Raw genomic sequence first — 15,337 nt, 5'->3', positions numbered from 1 at the left:
GGGCTGTTCCCGGGCATTTTCCAACGCTCATAGACTTGCATGGGTGACTAAACCGGGTAAGGGCAATAATCGCCCGGTCCCCGCCCATGCAGGTGAGCGTCAGAATTACAGGGACTGGGAACATGGCTCATCTGGTTGAAATCGATAACGTTGACATGCGTTATGGCGGCGCGGCGGGAACGCTTGCCGTTTCAGGTCTGAACCTCACCGTGGACAAGGGGCAATTCACTGCGGTCGTCGGGCCTTCGGGGTGTGGAAAATCAACGCTGATGAAGCTGGTGACCGGCCTGCACATTCCGCAGGTTGGTCACGTGATTGTTGCCGGAAAACAGGTGACACAGCCTGTGTCGATTGTCGGCATGGCGTTCCAGAACCCGACCATGCTGCCGTGGCGCACGACGTTGGAAAACATCCTGTTGCCGCTGGAAATCGTCGAAAAGCACCGTCATCGCTTGCGTGCAAACAAGGCCGAATATGTCGCCAAGGCAGAACGCCTGCTGGAGATTGTCGGCTTGAAAGGCTTTGGCTCGAAGTTTCCCTGGCAGCTCTCAGGCGGTATGCAGCAGCGCGCCAATCTGTGCCGTGCACTGATCCACGAGCCGGAACTGCTGATGCTGGACGAACCGTTTGGCGCGCTGGATGCTTTTACCCGTGAAGAACTATGGTGTGTGATCCGCGATCTGCACGCAGCCCAGAACGTCACCATCATTCTCGTCACGCATGATCTGCGTGAAGCGGTATTTCTGGCGGACAAGATTTTTGTGATGACGGCTCGACCGGGCCGTATCCTGAAAGAACATACGGTGCCGTTTGCCCGGCCCCGACAACTGGACCTGATGTATGAGCATGGTTTTAACGACATGGTGCACGAACTGCATGGTGAAATTGCAAAGGCGAGGGTAGCCGCATGAGTGCGTTCGTCGAAACCGGGGTCGCCACGGAACGTCCAAAACCTTTGATCGCCCGCGTCAACTGGGTCAAGGCAGCGCCGTGGCTTTATACGCTGGCGCTATTTCTTTCGTGGGAACTGCTGGTCAAGGCGCTGGATATGCCGCCGACCATCCTGCCGTCGCCGACACGGGTGTTTCAGGCCATTGCCCAATATTGGTCACCCATCTGGAAAAACTCGCTGCAGACGCTTTACACGACGACGCTCGGTTTCATTCTGGCGGTTGTCGCAGGTCTGGCTATCGGCCTGTTCATTGGTTGGTCAAAGACCATTTATGCCGGGCTTTATCCGCTGATGATCGGTTTTAATGCCATTCCGAAAGTTGCCTTGGTACCAATCCTGGTTATCTGGTTCGGTATCGGCACGGTACCGGCTGTGCTGACGGCGTTTCTGATTTCCTTCTTCCCGATCGTGGTGAATGTAGCCACGGGTCTCGCGACCATCGAGCCGGAAACCGAAGATGTACTGAGGGCGCTTGGCGCGAAGAAAATGGATATCATGCTGAAGGTGGGTATCCCACGCTCCATGCCCTATTTCTTTGGATCGCTGAAAATCGCCATCACGCTAGCCTTCGTGGGGTCTGTCGTCTCAGAAACGGTGGCCTCCAATTACGGTCTGGGCAATATGATGAGCTCCGCGCAGAGCCAGTTCAACGTGCCCCTGGTGTTTGCTGGCCTGCTGATGCTGGCGATAGAAGGCATCGTCATGTACGCGGTCATGGCCTGGCTTGAAAGACGCATGACCGGTTGGGCGCATCGCTCCACCATGGGACAATAACCCAAACAAAAAGGCCGATTGTGAAATCGGCCTTTTTGTTATCTCGTTTGTTATTCTGCCGGTTGCGATGCCGTCACTTCTGACCGTTCGTCAAAGGCCAGTTTCATCGCTTTTGTCATGTCACGGGTCGTTGACCACCAGCCTTCGCTGCGCGCCCAGTAACGTAATTTCACGGTGGCGGTATCGCCACTGACGGAATCAATGAAGGTAACAGGGGCCGGATCAAGCAGCACGCGGCTGTTGGAACGAGCGACATTCATCAGCGTGTCCTGCGCCTCTGCCAGGCTTTCGCCCTTTGGTACGGTCACGCTTAACTCGTGGCGACGAGACGGAAAACGGCTGTAGTTGGTAATCGGCACATTCCACAGCGTTGAGTTTGGCGCCAGTCTGTATAGTCCGTCACTCGTTTTCAGCTCGGTGGCAAATAGACCAATTTCAATCACGGTTCCGCTGACCGCGCTGGTTTCAATATATTCACCAACCCGAAACGGGCGCAATACGAGTAGCATGATACCGGCGGCAATATTCTGCAGCGTGCCTTGCAGGGCAAGACCGATGGCCAAACCTGCTGCACCAAGAGCCGCCAGAATGGAGGCGGTCTGCACGCCAAACTGGCCAAGCACCATGACGATGACCAGAATAAGGATCACATAGCGGATAGCACCGGAGAAAAACCGCGCCAGCGTTTCGTCAAAACCGCGAATGCGTGACAGGCCCTCGAAAGCCCAGCGCTGCACGAACGATGCCGCCAACCAGCCGATACACAAGAGCAACAAAGCGCCCACGATCGAGAAGGAATATTGCACAAGCAGCGCGCTTGCCTGACCAAGAGCCGCCTGCGAAGCGACAAAAAATTCCGTAGCTTGTTGTTCCATAAAACTATTCTGAAGCCCTGTTTCCTAAATGTTCAAATTGCCAACGACAAAGATTGGAAATGGTTCCGCCAAAAATGCAATGCATTTTATATAGCGCGCGACGCGTGCTTCGAGCCAGTCAAACCTGCCGTTGGGTGTCGTCAGCCGTTCAATGGCAGTACAAAGGGAACATTTCCATCGGTATCGGCGCCCCGGCCAATAGCCTTAAAGGCGGCAACCAATCGGCCATCACGGTTCAGCAGGCGGTCGCCAATTTCGATGATCCGTGAATTGGGTGTTGCATAGGGTGAGGCCTGCCGCAAACGTTTGGCCAGATCCTGTTCGTTCTGTTCCGGGTATAACGCCAGAGAAACAAGGGCAGCAGCAGCCGGAGAGCGGGAGACCCCCATCCAGCAGTGGACCAGCAGCGGAGCCGACTGATCCCAACTCTTCGCAAAATCGATCAGGTTCTGGATGTGACCATCCTGCGGGGCGATCAAATTACCGGTGCCAGCAAAACTGATGTCATTCATAGCAAGCGTCAGGTGACGCTCTGCAAGAATGACCGCAGGGCGGTGGAAATCCTGTTTCTCGGCCAGTAGGCTGACCATTTCCCGAGACTTGTGGCGTACCGCCATTTCTGCAATTCGCCCCAATGGTGAAACAACAATTGCGGTCATGCAACACCGCTTTTCTGTTGGGTGCGTAAGGATTCGATGGCGTTGAAACGCTCAATGAACAGGTGCTGGGCCTCAAGGGCTGGCAAAGGGTCAATCAACAGCATGTCGCAGGTAATACCACGGGGTTGGCCAAAGAACTTCTTGGCCTCGGTCATCGAAAAACCGGCAAGCTCGGTTGCCTCGAAATAGGCCGCAACCGTATCGGCCTTCTTGATGCGGTCCTTGAGTTCGCTGGATGGGTGCGGCGCCAACGAGAAGCGCAGATGAATGGCCGCCTCCAGCCGTTTCTCCACCGACTTGTAACCGCCTCCGACGACCGACTTGAACGGGGAAATCATGTCGCCGATCACATATTCCGGTGCATCATGCAGCAAGGCCATCAGCATTTCGTCTGGAGTGGCGTCATTGCTGCGGCTGAAAATCGTCTCAACGATTAGGCTATGCTGTGCAACCGAAAATGCGTGATTGCCGTGCGTCTGGCCGTTCCAGCGCGCAACGCGAGCAAGCCCATGGGCAATGTCGGCAATTTCAACATCAAGCGGCGAGGGGTCCAGCAGGTCGAGGCGGCGGCCGGACAACATCCGTTGCCATGCGCGGGTGTTGAGCTTTGCGGCCACCCTTATTCCTCCGCGCTGGCTGTGGGTTCCGCGGCCGGGAAGCTCAAACCGCTCCACGCAGGCAATGTGAGTTTGACGGGCGTCTCGCCAGCTAGGATAGGTGTCTCGGTGGCCAGAGCATCTGCCACGCGGTCAATACGCACAATCGCCACGCCGTTATTGCCAGACACACTGCCCAGTGTGCCAATCGTTTTGCCATTGGCCGTCAAATCGGTGCCACCAGCCGGAAGGTGAGCATCGGCCTCCACGATCACCACACGTCTACGGGCAGTGCCACGATGCTTCATGCGCGACACGACTTCCTGTCCGACGAAGCAGCCCTTCTTGAAGGATACACCATCATTGAGGTCCATCAGCACGTCATGCGGAAAGGCATCCTGCAATGCGTAGTCTGAGCCCGAATGAACAATGCCAGCAGAAATCCGCAATGCATCATAGAGCTCAGTTGGGCCGCTGGCAGAGGCACCGGCTGCGCGATAGAGTGCAATGCCGGCCTTGGCAAAGCGGCTGTCCAGTTTTGCACCTTCAGGCTTGTCGCCATCCCAGAAAATACTGACACCTTCCTGCGCGTGCGGTTTGATCTCAACGGCCGCTCGCAGCTTGTACATGGTCAGGCGGCGGATCAGTGTATCCAGCTGGCTGTTATCGGTTTCTAGAATAAAACCCTCCGCCTCACGCGACACCAGAAAATCAAACAGGATTTTGCCTTGTGGTGTCAGAAGGGCGCCAGCGCGCACCTCATTCTCCGGCAGGTTCTCAACGTCAGTGGTGATGAGATTGTTCAGGAATTCCTGTGCGTCTTTGCCCGTAATCTCGATCTGGCGCTGCTGCGGTAAAAAGGCGGAGGACATTTATGTGTTCCTGTTGAAGTGTCAGGTGTGATGGATCGCGATATCCCGTCGCGCTGACGACAGCCGGCGAAAAGGGATCAGTCAACACAAGGCAAGACTGTATGTCAGGGATTTAGGCATTGAACGTTCATGCGGCAAGCCATGCTTGCCACATTATCGAATGCATCGGCTTTCAGTTCAGTCGCCTGCGGTGAAAAACTTCCACTGGCCATCCGGCGTGATGCCGATGCGGTAAAAGCTGTAGGTGCCGTATTCCTGCATGTCGGCAAGATCACCCGCGGTGATGATGCGCAGCAACTCGACCTTTTCAGGTGCGGTCAACTCATTCAGTGATTTGCCCACAAAGTAAGGCCAGACATACATTTCTTCCGGGGTGCCGGCATCCATATGGGCATAACCCGTGGACAGCAGATCAAGAAGAATGGCCAGAACTTCCAGCCCGTCAGGATCGCCGGAGAAGCTTTTCAGCGCAGCAATCGGGTCATCCCCGTCGTCCCCTGTAATCTGAGCCTGGTTCGGGCCGGGATTGACCAGCGGACGCAGCTTTTCGATGTCGCCTGTGGCCGACGCTTCAACAATTAGCTGACGCAGGCGCTGCACGGCGGCAGGGGCCTTGGTATTGTCGTGCTGAATATCGGAAACAACAGGCTGATCTTCGTCCGGTTCACCGGCCGTCTGGTCATTGGTGCCAGCAGATTTATCGATCAATGGGCTCGGCATGGGAATGCCGCCGTCCGAATCACCCTCTACGGTATTCGGCTCAGTCACCTGCGGTGCGCTCTGTGCACTCTCGCCAGTAGCCTGATCAGGCATGTTTTTGAGTTCTGAAAGCGCAAATACCGGTTGGGCTGTCACCAGAAACGCAGCAAAAATAGCTACCGACAGGGCCAGTTCTTCCCTCACACGAAACGTCATAATGCTACCCTCCGGTTTTACTGGATGGTGCGGGTCGGGGAAAATTCGCCTGCCAGCATTCTTTGGCGCAGTGATTCGAGCATGGCTTCTGCTCCAGCCTCACCATGCAGGCGAATCGTTTCGCGCATGGCCAGTGCAATGGCAGCGTCGGCAATGATTTCCGGTTCGATGCCGTCGGCCATACCGTCGGCCCAGGCCTCGTTCTGGTGTTCCAGAGCGACCTGCATCTTCTCGTGAACAATCATTTCGGCGATGTCGTTGCGGCTTTCTTGCATACTTTCTTCCTCGTCGAGACGGTTGAAGTCTTACCACCTCGTTAACAACTCTAACAGCCTTTTATCAAAACGGCACGGGTTGCGGTAAAAACAGGTTAATTATTTCCTAATTTCCGAAGCGAGAAGCAATTTCTGACGCAAGTGTTGCACCTTCGTTACGGTATTGCTCTTCGGCCATCACGGCAGCCTGTGTGCATTCGGTATAAACAGCAGCAAATGAGCGGTATCCACGGTTGAAGGCGGCGGTCAATTTCTGCCGTCTTTCCGGTTCGTTGGCTGTTTCTGCAGCCAAAAGATCGCTCATCGCCTTGCGCCAGTCTTCCTTGACATCCTTCTGGCAAAGGTTGCGCAGGTAATGCACGGCACCTGTGACTTCGGCCAGACGTGACAGTTTTTGATCATAAGCTGTCGAGGCTGAATTGGTAGGCGCTAAACCTGATGGAGCAGTGGCCGACGGGGCTGACGGTTGCGCAAACGCACCCATGGCAACAAACAGCGTTGCGCAAAATGCAGACGATGCTGAAAGTCGTGACCGTGGTTTGCTCATTGTGGTTTCATGCCGCGATTCTGTAATGAGTGCAATTGCTTGGCCACGCGTTCACAGCATTCGAGAACGCTTGGCGGAACCGGCAGATTGCGCACTTCCTCCACCGTGTACCAACCGGGATCTGCCGCATCATCATTGGCAACCGCTTCTGCCGTATGGTCTGCTTCCACCAGAAAGACCGACAGGAAATAATGGCTGGACGCGGCGCCGCTTGCCGTTTCAGGCCTGAGATCATAGGTGGCAAAAAGCTGTGGATTGCGCGCCTCGATGCCGGTCTCTTCCATCAATTCACGCAGTGCCGCGTCTTCTGGTCTCTCACCCGGCTCTGCCTTGCCGCCGGGAAAGGCGAACATGTCGGCCGATGGCGGGTTCTTGCGCCTGACCAGCAACATGCGGTCACCGCGTGTGACGATTGCGGAAGAGGCGGGGCGAGGCTGCTGCATGAAAAAGGACCTGTGCGTATGATGTATGCGATACATGCTTAGTCGTTCAGGAAGCGCTTTGGAATGTCTTCATGGAAGGGAAACATTGCAAAACAGGGGCGTGCTTCGGCGATGACACGTTTTACCGAAGGGCGATGCATCAGCCGTTCGAAGTAACGATCCAGTGCCGGTTTGCCTGTCCCGACAGGATGGACGATGGACGAATAGAACAAGGCAGGGGCACCAGAACAATCTGCCAGCGTGAACTCTTCTCCGCATATCCAGATTTTGCCGGAGAGTTGTCGTTCCAGCATTTCATAGGCGGTATTCAGCGTTTGCCGCGCTTCGTTCACCCCAAAGGCATCCTGATTGCCTTCCGGCCTTATTTTGTCTGTGACAATTTTCTGCATGGGTACGCTGATATAGAGGTCAAAGAACCGGTCCCATAACCGCGTTTCCAGCTGTGCATCCGGGGCGCTCGGCAACAGCCTTGTGTCGCCAGGATAGTGCTGCTGCAAATATTCGATGATGATGCTGGTTTCAGCCAGCACCTGATGACGCCGTTGGTCCTCCAGCACCGGTATCTTGCCGACCGGCCAATGGTCGGTAAGTTTTTGCGTGGACTGCGCGTCGGAAAAATCGATCAGTGATTTTTCAAACTCGGTGTCGTTCTCATAAAGTGCAATCAGCACCTTGTGACAGAACGAGGCAAGCGGATGCATGTGCAAGGTGAGTGTCATCGCTCGGGTTCCCCAAGATTGCACCTAGACTGGCGTGTTTTAGCAGCAGCCCCAAACCGCTATCATAAGCAGGGAATCACTATGTCTTTCCTGTGACGCAACATCTCATCCGGGCCGAAAACCGAACCAATGAAGATTTATCTGATCTATGCCGCCGCCGCTTTGGCCGAAATTGCCGGATGTTTTACCTTCTGGGCATGGCTGCGGCTGGAAAAATCGGCGCTATGGCTGGTGCCGGGCATGGTCGCTTTGGCCGCCTTTGCGTGGTTGCTCACATTGGTGCCGTCTGAAGTGGCAGGGCGGGCTTATGCCGCTTATGGCGGCATGTATATTGTTGCCTCACTTTTCTGGTTATGGGGTGTCGAAGGCCAGTCACCTGACAGATGGGATTTCGCGGGCGGCGCCATCTGCCTTGCTGGTGCAAGTCTCATTTTGTTTGGTCCGCGTGCCTGAGATCATTTTGCCGATGCAGTGACACTGGTTGCCGGAGGAAAATAACATGTGCGGACGATTTGTATTGCTGGCAACGCCCGACGAACTCGCTGAGTTTCTAAGCCTCATCGAGCTTGATGACTTTCCCGCGCGTTACAACATCGCCCCCACCCAGCCGATCCTTGTCGTGGTGGAATCAGAAACCTCGCAGCCCGGCAGCAACCTGCCGAGACGGCAGGCGGTGCTGGCGCGTTGGGGGCTGTTGCCCGGCTGGCTGAAAGATCCCAGTGATTTTCCTTTGCTGATCAATGCTCGAGCCGAAACCGCAATAGGCAAGGCGTCGTTTCGTGCGGCCATGCGTCACCGTCGTGTACTTGTCCCGGCCAGTGGATTTTACGAATGGAGACGTCCTGACAAGGATGAAGGCGGCAAACCGCAGGCCTATTTCATAAAACCGAAACGCGGTGGCATTGTTGCCTTTGCGGGCCTGCTCGAAACATGGTCGTCGGCCGATGGTTCCGAGGTCGACACGGCGGCCATTCTCACCACGTCCGCAAATCGGTCGATCAGCCGTATTCATGATCGGATGCCTGTGGTTATTGCGCCGGAGGATTTCAGCCGCTGGCTGGACTGCAAGACGCAGGAGCCACGTGAGGTGGCGGACCTGATGGTGCCAGCGGATGAGGATTTTTTTGAAGCTATTCCGGTATCCGACAAGGTGAACAAGGTCGGCAATGTCGGCCCTGATCTGCTTGAGCCGGTTGAAGAAACGCTTCCACAGAAGAAAAAGAAAACGGGGCCGGACTCTGGCCAGATGTCACTGTTTTAAACGGTGACATACCCTAATGCGCTTTGGCAGGCTCCGTGAAGCCGCTGAGAATGTCGAGGTCGGCAAATACCCGGTTTCTGCCATTGCTCTTCGCCATGTAGAGCAGTTGGTCTGCGGCATTCAGCTGGTTGTCGAAAGGTTCACCCTTTTCGATTTCGACCACGCCGAGCGAAATCGTCACAGCGATTTCGGTGCCCGTCAGTTTTACGCCAGCGGTCTCAACGGCATGCCGCAGGTTTTCGCAAAATGCGCGAGCCTGTGTTGCATCGAAACCTCTCAGGAAAATGGCAAATTCTTCACCGCCAATACGGGCGGGAAGATGTTTGTTTGTCTCGCAGCTTTCAGCCAGCAGGGCAGCGATATTTCTCAACGTGCGGTCGCCTGCATCATGGCCGTAGGTATCATTGATCTTCTTGAAATGATCAATGTCGAGAATGGCAAGCGCACCTTTGCCATTGTTCTTTTGCAGATCCGCCATCATCAACTTGGTCTTCTCAAAGAAGGAGCGGCGGTTCGGCAGGTTGGTCAGGTGGTCACGTTCGGCCAGATGCCGCAGGCGCTTCAACTGCTTCAGCGTCTCAATGTTGTTGTCGATACGGCATTGCAGTTCTTCCAACACAAACGGCCGATAGATAAAGTCGGATGCACCGGCCTTCAGAAAGCTGGCTGACAGCAGGCGGTCCGTCGAGGATGACACGCCGATAATGCGCAGGTCTTCCGAACTGCGATATTCGCGAACCTTACGGGTCAACTGATAACCGTCCATGTCTGGCATATGGTAATCGGTAATAACCAGCTCGATTGTCTCATCTTCTTGCAGAATGTCGAGTGCCTGTTTGCCGCTGAGAGCTTCTATAACTCGGAAGTTCTGCCGTTCGAGTATTTCAACCAGCCCTGAGCGGGCAGAGCGAGCATCATCCACAACGAGAACGGAAAATAGCCGGTTGGTGATAATCCGCTCAACTGTTTTGATGACAGCATCCACCGTCCGATGGCCGTCCTTGATGATGTAGTCGATGATCTTCTTTTCGGTGTAACGCTTGCGCGCCTGTTCATCGAATGTCGCGGTAAACACAATTGTTGGAATTCTGGCGGCCGAAAGCAGCCCGAGAATCTCGCCATCAGGTGCGTCAGGCAAGTTCAAACCGGTCAAGGCAAGGGTAAATTCATGTTCGGCAATCAGAGCAGCGGCTGCCTTCATAGTATCGCAATGAATGACCTCGGCGCTGGTTTCGCCTTCCAGCCGTTGCTTCAGCAACATCGACAGCGCAATGGAATCTTCGACAAGCAAGATCTTGTGGGGCAGGGCGTTCACGTCAGTGTAGTGCGCATCCCGGTTATCCCGTACGTAAGACATTGCATTCCCCTTGGCCGTTACTCTTCACGAGTCAGATAATGAAGGTGGATTACCAATATCTTAGGATAACTTAACACGGACGAAAGGTCGCAGCACTTTCCAATTCCTATGTGTGGTTTCTCAGAAACCCTCGACGCGGGGCTTGATAATACTTGCGGGAAGCCAGTAGTAAATTTGTCATTGTCCAATGACGCAGAGCCCGCCTCGCGGATGGCTGAGAGCCCCGCATGAATTTCAGGAAAACAGAGATATGCCGCCTTTAATGTCTGCCAGCCTTGCCGGTTTTCTGCTGGGGGGCTCCCTGATCGTCGCAATCGGCGCCCAGAATGCCTTCATTCTGCGACAGGGGCTTATCCGCAATCATGTCTTCCTGCTGTGCCTGATCTGCGCGCTGTCCGACGCCTTGCTGATTGCCGCAGGTGTTGCCGGCCTTGGAACGCTAGTGTCGCAGTCACCCATTTTGATTGCGGTGGTGACGCTGGGTGGTGCGCTTTTTCTGGCATGTTACGGTTTTCTGGCTTTCCGCCGTGCGTTGAAGCCGGGCGTCATGCAGGCCGATAATTCACGAGGGCTGGGCCTGCGCGCTGCGGTCATGACCTGCCTGGCATTCACCTTCCTTAACCCGCATGTCTATCTGGATACTGTGGTTCTGCTGGGCAGCCTGTCAGCGGCCTACGAGGGAAGTGCGCGTGTCGCCTATGGTGCAGGTGCCGTCGTCGCATCATTCGTGTGGTTTTTTGCCTTGGGATACGGCGCCCGTTATCTGGCGCCGTTATTTGCCCGTCCATCTGCCTGGCGTGTGCTGGATGCCATTATCGGCGTGGTCATGAGCCTCTTGGCTATCAGCCTTCTGGTCCGGTTCGTAAAGCAATTCGTCGTGTAGAAGCAGTGGCGGCAGGAAAAGGTGCTGGCTCACCAGAGTGAGCCGGTATTCCCGCGGATCAATCAGGCCTTTTTGGCCGGTGCTTGGGCTGGCTTGCTCTTCTGCATCATCGATGCGGCGGCAACAGCTTTCAGTCCCAGTGGCTTGTAGTGGCTGTTCAGATCAGGTTTCGGCGTCGGGTTGGCAGTCTTGTTTTCACTCATTGTCTCTCTCCTCGAATAGTCCATGGTCTTGATATTTGGCAGATTCGTTGCCGTGTTGTTTCATGACCAATCATGACAAATTCGAGGCGATTACAAATCAATTGAAGATTGCAGCCTGCGACAAATCGTGCGCGGATGCTGCCAATCTTCAATCAGAGGTACCTGTTTTTCTCTCAGATACCGCGATCTAGGCCGTCACCGCTATCGCCGTGACTGTCCTCTTCGATTGTCAGCGTGCCATAGCGCTTGTGCCAGACGCGGGCGCTGAACGGCAGGAAGAGGAGATAGGCTGCAACGGTCACCGCCAGCACTTCCCAGGTAAAGCTCATCAACAATGCAACATAGAGCACGACGATCAGCATCAGCGGCAGAACGATGTCGCGGCGAATACGGGTTTCGGATTTGCCAGACCATACCGGAAGGCGGCTGATCAACAGATAACCAATCAAAACTGTGTAAGCGCTGGCAACATAGGAAAAGGGCGCCGTTGGCGGCATGCCGAGAAAACCGAGATAGACCGGCAGCAATACCAAAAGCGCGCCCATCGGGGCTGGGACACCGACAAAGAATTCATTCTGCCAGGGTGCCTTGATTTCACGTTCAATCATCACGTTGAAACGTGCCAGTCTAAGGCCAGCGGCGATGACGTAGATCAGCGCGGCAATCCAGCCGAAGCTGCGGGCCTGATCCAACATGAAGGCGTAGAGTACAAGCGCCGGCGCAACACCAAAATTGACGATATCGGCCAGCGAATCCATCTGTGCGCCGAATTTGGAGGTCGCCTTCATCATGCGGGCCACACGTCCGTCGATACCATCGAGGAACGCAGCCAGCAGAACCATGCCGACTGCCAATTCGAAGCGGTTTTCGAAGGCAAGCCTGACACCGCTAAGCCCCGCACAAATCGCCAATACCGTGATCAGATTGGGGATGACCAGCCGCATGGGGATTTCCCGCAGGCGTGGCCCACGGGCATTGTCCTGCCCATTTTCATGTTTGCCGTTCGGTGCCGGTTCTACGGGGGTAGGGGTTTGCATGAAGGCGTCCTTGCGGTTATCCGTCAGTTGCGGCGGCTGATGACCGGACCCTTGGTCGCGGCAAATTCAGCGAGAACCGTTTCACCGGCAATGGCGGTCTGGCCGACAGAGACGCGCGGCTCGGTGCCGGCTGGCAGGAAAACGTCAAGACGCGAACCAAAGCGAATAAGGCCAAAACGCTCACCGGCATCTACAGGCTCGTTTGGCTTGACCCAGCAGACGATACGACGGGCAACCATGCCAGCAACCTGAACGACGCCGATCTGGCCGTGACGGGTTTCGATAACCAGACCGTTGCGCTCGTTGTCTTCGCTGGCCTTGTCGGCTTCAGCGTTGAGGAACAGGCCCGGACGGTAAGCAATATTGACGATACGGCCACGAACCGGTGCACGGTTCACGTGGCAGTTAAAGACGTTCATGAACACCGAGATGCGCAGCATCGGCTCTTTGCCAAGCTCCAGCTCATGCGGTGGAACAACCATCTGGATTGCGGAAACCTTGCCGTCTGCCGGGCTGATGACGAGGTCATCATCCTGCGGTGTGACGCGCTCAGGGTCGCGGAAGAAGTAGGCGCACCACAGGGTCAAAACCAGACCAACCCAGAACAGCGGCTCGGCAATCCAGCCTAGCACCAGCGACGCCACGAAAAAGGCAGCGACGAAAACGTAACCTTCCTTATGGATCGGTACGATGGTGTTACGAATGGTATCGAACAGGTTCATAGGTATTTTTCTCCGATTTTTATATTTCTTGCATGCCGCCCGGAAGCATCGATTGTTTCCAACATGCGCGCCAAACCAGACCCATGCTGACTACAGGCAAAAGGCCGGATGGGCAATGCGTCAGACCAAAGCATCAACGGTTTGTGTGTGCTCTGCCTGCGATAATAAGGGGATAATAGGGATTATCTCCCCATGTCGCAAATTACCGCATGTCTCCCAAAAGTGGTTTCCCGGTTTAGGGATAAAGACATGCGGCAGCTTCGGCATAGGTCACATTGCTGTCGCAAGGTGGTTCAGTGTGCCGGTGTTCCCCGGTCTACAATGCCGAGATCGTCGGTCTCGCGCACCTGACGCAAGCGCTCTTCGGCACGGCTTGCTTCGCGCTGGCGATCCCACATCGATGCGTAAAGGCCATGGGCCGCGATAAGGTGGGGATGTGTTCCGCGCTCAACGATGCAACCATCCTTCAGCACGATGATCTCATCGGCATGAATGACGGTGGACAGGCGGTGCGCAATGACAAGTGTCGTGCGGTTTTTCGAGACGATATCCAGTGCACTCTGGATTTCCTGTTCGGTATTGGTGTCGAGCGCCGATGTTGCCTCGTCAAGAATGAGCACAGGTGGAGCCTTGAGTATGGTTCTGGCAATGGCAACACGCTGCTTTTCACCGCCTGACAGTTTCAGGCCGCGTTCGCCCACCATTGTCTCGTAACCCTGTGGCAAGCGTTCGATAAAGCCGCTGATCTGCGCGGCGTCAGAAGCAGCCTTCACATCGCTGTCAGCGGCAGACGTGCGGCCGTAACGGATGTTGTAGGCAATTGTATCGTTAAACAGCACGGTGTCCTGCGGTACGATACCAATGACAGAGCGCAGGCTCTTCTGCGTCACGTCACGGATTTCCTGCCCATCAATGGTGATCGTGCCATCCTGAACATCATAGAAGCGATAAAGAAGCCGCGAAATGGTCGATTTGCCGGCCCCTGAGGGGCCAACAATTGCAATAGTCTTGCCAGCCGGCACGTCAAACGAAATGCCCTTGAGGATCGGACGGTCAGGGTCGTAGGCAAAATGGACGTCCTTGAAGGAAATCGCGCCGCTGCCGATAATCAGTTCCTTGGCATGTGGGGCATCGGTAACTTCTGCTTCCACTTCCAGCAAATCAAACATCTGCTCGATGTCGGTCAGGCCTTGACGGATTTCGCGGTAGACGAAGCCGATGAAGTTCAACGGCACGGAAAGCTGCAACAATAGCGCGTTGATAAACACGAAGTCACCAATGCTCTGCTCGCCACGCTGTACGGCCAGTGCCGACATGACCATCATCACCATCGAGCCGATGCCGAAGATGACGCCCTGGCCGAAGTTCAGCCAGCCAAGCGACGTCCAGATGGCGGTCGCGGATTTTTCATACCGCGCCATCGCACCGTCGAAACGGTTGGCTTCCATGTCTTCATTGCCGAAATATTTGACGGTCTCAAAATTGAGAAGTGAATCGATGGCCTTTGTGTTGGCGTCCGTATCGCTGTCATTCATTGAGCGGCGAATACCAATGCGCCAGTCGCTGGCCTTCACCGTGAACCACACATAGGTCCAGACCGTGATGACTGTTACCAGCACATAGGTAAAGCCATAGGTCCACCACAGGATGACGGCGGTCAGCAGAAATTCGATGAAGGTTGGGGCGGTATTGAGGATCGTGAACCGGACAATGGTTTCAATGCCCTTGGTGCCGCGCTCGATGATACGCGACAGACCACCTGTCTTGCGCTCCAGATGGAAGCGCAGGGACAACTGATGCATGTGCACGAAGGTCTTGTAGGCAAGTTGGCGCACCGCGTGCTGGCCAACGCTGGCAAACAGCGTATCGCGCAACTGGTTGAGGCCAACCTGTAACAGACGGGTAAAATTATAGGCGATGACGAGAGCGACCGCCCCCAGCAGAAATACCGGCAACAGGCTGGTCGCATCCTGTTTGCCATTCAGCGCATCTGTTGCCCATTTGAAGAAATAGGGCACAAGGATCAAAACCAGCTTGGCAGCAACAAGAAACAATGTGGCCCAGACCACTCGCATCTTGAGATCAGTTCTGCCATGCGGCCACATATAGGGCCACAGGTTCACCAGTGTGTTCAGCGGATTGCTGGAATCCGCGGAGATGGTTTTTTTCTTGTCTTGCTGCATGTTCTGGCTCCGACCACTGCCGAAAGGCCGACAGCATAACGGCGGCTGTGATAGCCGCCGTTGA

Annotated in this window: 18 protein-coding genes and 1 pseudogene; 5 read left to right on the top strand and 14 right to left on the bottom strand. The window is 55.2% G+C overall.

Annotated elements, in window-relative coordinates:
• Window positions 1-122 precede the first annotated feature (122 nt).
• Both M2418_RS06120 and M2418_RS06115 read left to right on the top strand, forming a co-directional pair.
• Entirely contained in the window at window positions 123-911 is a 789-nt protein-coding gene (locus M2418_RS06120; protein WP_259145476.1) for an ABC transporter ATP-binding protein, read from the top strand.
• The gene (locus M2418_RS06115) at window positions 908-1,726 is read left to right on the top strand and encodes an ABC transporter permease (RefSeq protein ID WP_259145474.1); all 819 of its coding nucleotides are present in this window, start codon (window positions 908-910) and stop codon (window positions 1,724-1,726) included. The genes M2418_RS06120 and M2418_RS06115 overlap by 4 nt, the downstream gene beginning before the upstream one ends.
• A gap of 50 nt (window positions 1,727-1,776) precedes the next feature.
• Here M2418_RS06115 and M2418_RS06110 read toward each other — a convergent pair whose 3' ends face one another.
• The 9 genes from M2418_RS06110 to M2418_RS06070 form a co-directional block, all read right to left on the bottom strand.
• A complete protein-coding gene (locus M2418_RS06110) occupies window positions 1,777-2,601 on the bottom strand; it encodes a mechanosensitive ion channel family protein (protein WP_259145472.1) in 825 nt (274 codons plus the stop codon).
• A gap of 140 nt (window positions 2,602-2,741) precedes the next feature.
• The gene (locus tag M2418_RS06105) at window positions 2,742-3,260 is read right to left on the bottom strand and encodes a tyrosine phosphatase family protein (RefSeq protein ID WP_259145471.1); all 519 of its coding nucleotides are present in this window, start codon (window positions 3,258-3,260) and stop codon (window positions 2,742-2,744) included.
• Window positions 3,257-3,841, bottom strand: a complete 585-nt coding sequence (locus M2418_RS06100; protein WP_192487875.1) for a YfbR-like 5'-deoxynucleotidase — start codon at window positions 3,839-3,841, stop codon at window positions 3,257-3,259. Before M2418_RS06100 ends, M2418_RS06105 begins: the two co-directional genes overlap by 4 nt.
• Window positions 3,842-3,879: 38 nt before the next feature.
• Window positions 3,880-4,728, bottom strand: a complete 849-nt coding sequence (locus tag M2418_RS06095; RefSeq protein WP_259145469.1) for a folate-binding protein YgfZ — start codon at window positions 4,726-4,728, stop codon at window positions 3,880-3,882.
• A 177-nt stretch (window positions 4,729-4,905) separates the two neighbouring features.
• Entirely contained in the window at window positions 4,906-5,643 is a 738-nt protein-coding gene (locus M2418_RS06090) for a hypothetical protein (protein WP_259145468.1), read from the bottom strand.
• Window positions 5,644-5,660: 17 nt separating this feature from the next.
• Window positions 5,661-5,918 (bottom strand): hypothetical protein, encoded by a 258-nt coding sequence (locus tag M2418_RS06085; RefSeq protein WP_192487399.1) that lies wholly within the window; start codon window positions 5,916-5,918, stop codon window positions 5,661-5,663.
• A 106-nt stretch (window positions 5,919-6,024) separates the two neighbouring features.
• Entirely contained in the window at window positions 6,025-6,402 is a 378-nt protein-coding gene (locus M2418_RS06080) for a TIGR02301 family protein (protein WP_259145901.1), read from the bottom strand.
• Between the two features lie 59 nt (window positions 6,403-6,461).
• A complete protein-coding gene (locus M2418_RS06075; protein WP_259145467.1) occupies window positions 6,462-6,908 on the bottom strand; it encodes an NUDIX hydrolase in 447 nt (148 codons plus the stop codon).
• Window positions 6,909-6,946: 38 nt separating this feature from the next.
• Window positions 6,947-7,627: a glutathione S-transferase family protein gene (locus M2418_RS06070; protein WP_259145466.1), complete on the bottom strand. Its 681-nt coding sequence runs from the start codon at window positions 7,625-7,627 to the stop codon at window positions 6,947-6,949.
• A 129-nt stretch (window positions 7,628-7,756) separates the two neighbouring features.
• On the opposite strand from M2418_RS06070, the gene M2418_RS06065 reads away from it, so the two are divergent.
• Window positions 7,757-8,080, top strand: a complete 324-nt coding sequence (locus tag M2418_RS06065; protein ID WP_192487403.1) for a YnfA family protein — start codon at window positions 7,757-7,759, stop codon at window positions 8,078-8,080.
• Between the two features lie 46 nt (window positions 8,081-8,126).
• Window positions 8,127-8,888, top strand: coding sequence for an SOS response-associated peptidase (locus M2418_RS06060; protein ID WP_259145464.1), 762 nt, complete (start codon window positions 8,127-8,129; stop codon window positions 8,886-8,888).
• A gap of 13 nt (window positions 8,889-8,901) precedes the next feature.
• On the opposite strand, the gene M2418_RS06055 is transcribed toward M2418_RS06060, so the two are convergent.
• The gene (locus M2418_RS06055; RefSeq protein WP_259145899.1) at window positions 8,902-10,194 is read right to left on the bottom strand and encodes a PleD family two-component system response regulator; all 1,293 of its coding nucleotides are present in this window, start codon (window positions 10,192-10,194) and stop codon (window positions 8,902-8,904) included.
• A gap of 301 nt (window positions 10,195-10,495) precedes the next feature.
• Here M2418_RS06055 and M2418_RS06050 point away from each other — a divergent pair, with 301 nt between their 5' ends.
• Window positions 10,496-11,128, top strand: a complete 633-nt coding sequence (locus M2418_RS06050; RefSeq protein ID WP_259145463.1) for a LysE/ArgO family amino acid transporter — start codon at window positions 10,496-10,498, stop codon at window positions 11,126-11,128.
• A gap of 62 nt (window positions 11,129-11,190) precedes the next feature.
• Here the strand turns inward: M2418_RS06050 and M2418_RS06045 are convergent, their stop codons facing one another.
• The 4 genes and pseudogenes from M2418_RS06045 to M2418_RS06030 all read right to left on the bottom strand — a co-directional run bounded on the left by M2418_RS06045 (window position 11,191) and on the right by M2418_RS06030 (window position 15,273).
• Window positions 11,191-11,331 (bottom strand): hypothetical protein, encoded by a 141-nt coding sequence (locus M2418_RS06045; RefSeq protein ID WP_250982974.1) that lies wholly within the window; start codon window positions 11,329-11,331, stop codon window positions 11,191-11,193.
• Window positions 11,332-11,504: 173 nt separating this feature from the next.
• Complete coding sequence (pssA, locus tag M2418_RS06040; protein ID WP_250982973.1) at window positions 11,505-12,368, bottom strand: CDP-diacylglycerol--serine O-phosphatidyltransferase; 864 nt, start codon at window positions 12,366-12,368, stop codon at window positions 11,505-11,507.
• A 23-nt stretch (window positions 12,369-12,391) separates the two neighbouring features.
• Window positions 12,392-13,099: pseudogene (locus M2418_RS06035) on the bottom strand (phosphatidylserine decarboxylase); the annotation flags it as partial.
• Window positions 13,100-13,383: 284 nt separating this feature from the next.
• Window positions 13,384-15,273: an ABC transporter ATP-binding protein/permease gene (locus M2418_RS06030; RefSeq protein WP_250982972.1), complete on the bottom strand. Its 1,890-nt coding sequence runs from the start codon at window positions 15,271-15,273 to the stop codon at window positions 13,384-13,386.
• Between the last annotated feature and the right edge of the window lie 64 nt (window positions 15,274-15,337).

Source organism: Rhizobium sp. BIGb0125 (assembly GCF_024810055.1).
In the GTDB taxonomy this organism is placed as follows: domain Bacteria; phylum Pseudomonadota; class Alphaproteobacteria; order Rhizobiales; family Rhizobiaceae; genus Agrobacterium.
The sequence above is the reverse complement of the archived record's forward strand: the minus strand, read 5'-3'. Positions and strand labels throughout refer to the sequence as shown.

Bases quoted from the DNA above. Each gene is read 5' to 3' on its own strand.
- M2418_RS06050 (WP_259145463.1), top strand. From the start codon at position 10,496: ATGCCGCCTTTAATGTCTGCCAGCCTTGCCGGTTTTCTGCTGGGGGGC.
- M2418_RS06115 (WP_259145474.1), top strand. From the start codon at position 908: ATGAGTGCGTTCGTCGAAACCGGGGTCGCCACGGAACGTCCAAAACCT.
- M2418_RS06075 (WP_259145467.1), bottom strand. From the start codon at position 6,908: ATGCAGCAGCCTCGCCCCGCCTCTTCCGCAATCGTCACACGCGGTGAC.
- pssA (WP_250982973.1), bottom strand. From the start codon at position 12,368: ATGCAAACCCCTACCCCCGTAGAACCGGCACCGAACGGCAAACATGAA.
- M2418_RS06100 (WP_192487875.1), bottom strand. From the start codon at position 3,841: ATGTTGTCCGGCCGCCGCCTCGACCTGCTGGACCCCTCGCCGCTTGAT.
- M2418_RS06070 (WP_259145466.1), bottom strand. From the start codon at position 7,627: ATGACACTCACCTTGCACATGCATCCGCTTGCCTCGTTCTGTCACAAG.
- M2418_RS06095 (WP_259145469.1), bottom strand. From the start codon at position 4,728: ATGTCCTCCGCCTTTTTACCGCAGCAGCGCCAGATCGAGATTACGGGC.
- M2418_RS06085 (WP_192487399.1), bottom strand. From the start codon at position 5,918: ATGCAAGAAAGCCGCAACGACATCGCCGAAATGATTGTTCACGAGAAG.
- M2418_RS06110 (WP_259145472.1), bottom strand. From the start codon at position 2,601: ATGGAACAACAAGCTACGGAATTTTTTGTCGCTTCGCAGGCGGCTCTT.
- M2418_RS06060 (WP_259145464.1), top strand. From the start codon at position 8,127: ATGTGCGGACGATTTGTATTGCTGGCAACGCCCGACGAACTCGCTGAG.
- M2418_RS06030 (WP_250982972.1), bottom strand. From the start codon at position 15,273: ATGCAGCAAGACAAGAAAAAAACCATCTCCGCGGATTCCAGCAATCCG.
- M2418_RS06080 (WP_259145901.1), bottom strand. From the start codon at position 6,402: ATGGGTGCGTTTGCGCAACCGTCAGCCCCGTCGGCCACTGCTCCATCA.
- M2418_RS06120 (WP_259145476.1), top strand. From the start codon at position 123: ATGGCTCATCTGGTTGAAATCGATAACGTTGACATGCGTTATGGCGGC.
- M2418_RS06105 (WP_259145471.1), bottom strand. From the start codon at position 3,260: ATGACCGCAATTGTTGTTTCACCATTGGGGCGAATTGCAGAAATGGCG.
- M2418_RS06090 (WP_259145468.1), bottom strand. From the start codon at position 5,643: ATGACGTTTCGTGTGAGGGAAGAACTGGCCCTGTCGGTAGCTATTTTT.
- M2418_RS06045 (WP_250982974.1), bottom strand. From the start codon at position 11,331: ATGAGTGAAAACAAGACTGCCAACCCGACGCCGAAACCTGATCTGAAC.
- M2418_RS06065 (WP_192487403.1), top strand. From the start codon at position 7,757: ATGAAGATTTATCTGATCTATGCCGCCGCCGCTTTGGCCGAAATTGCC.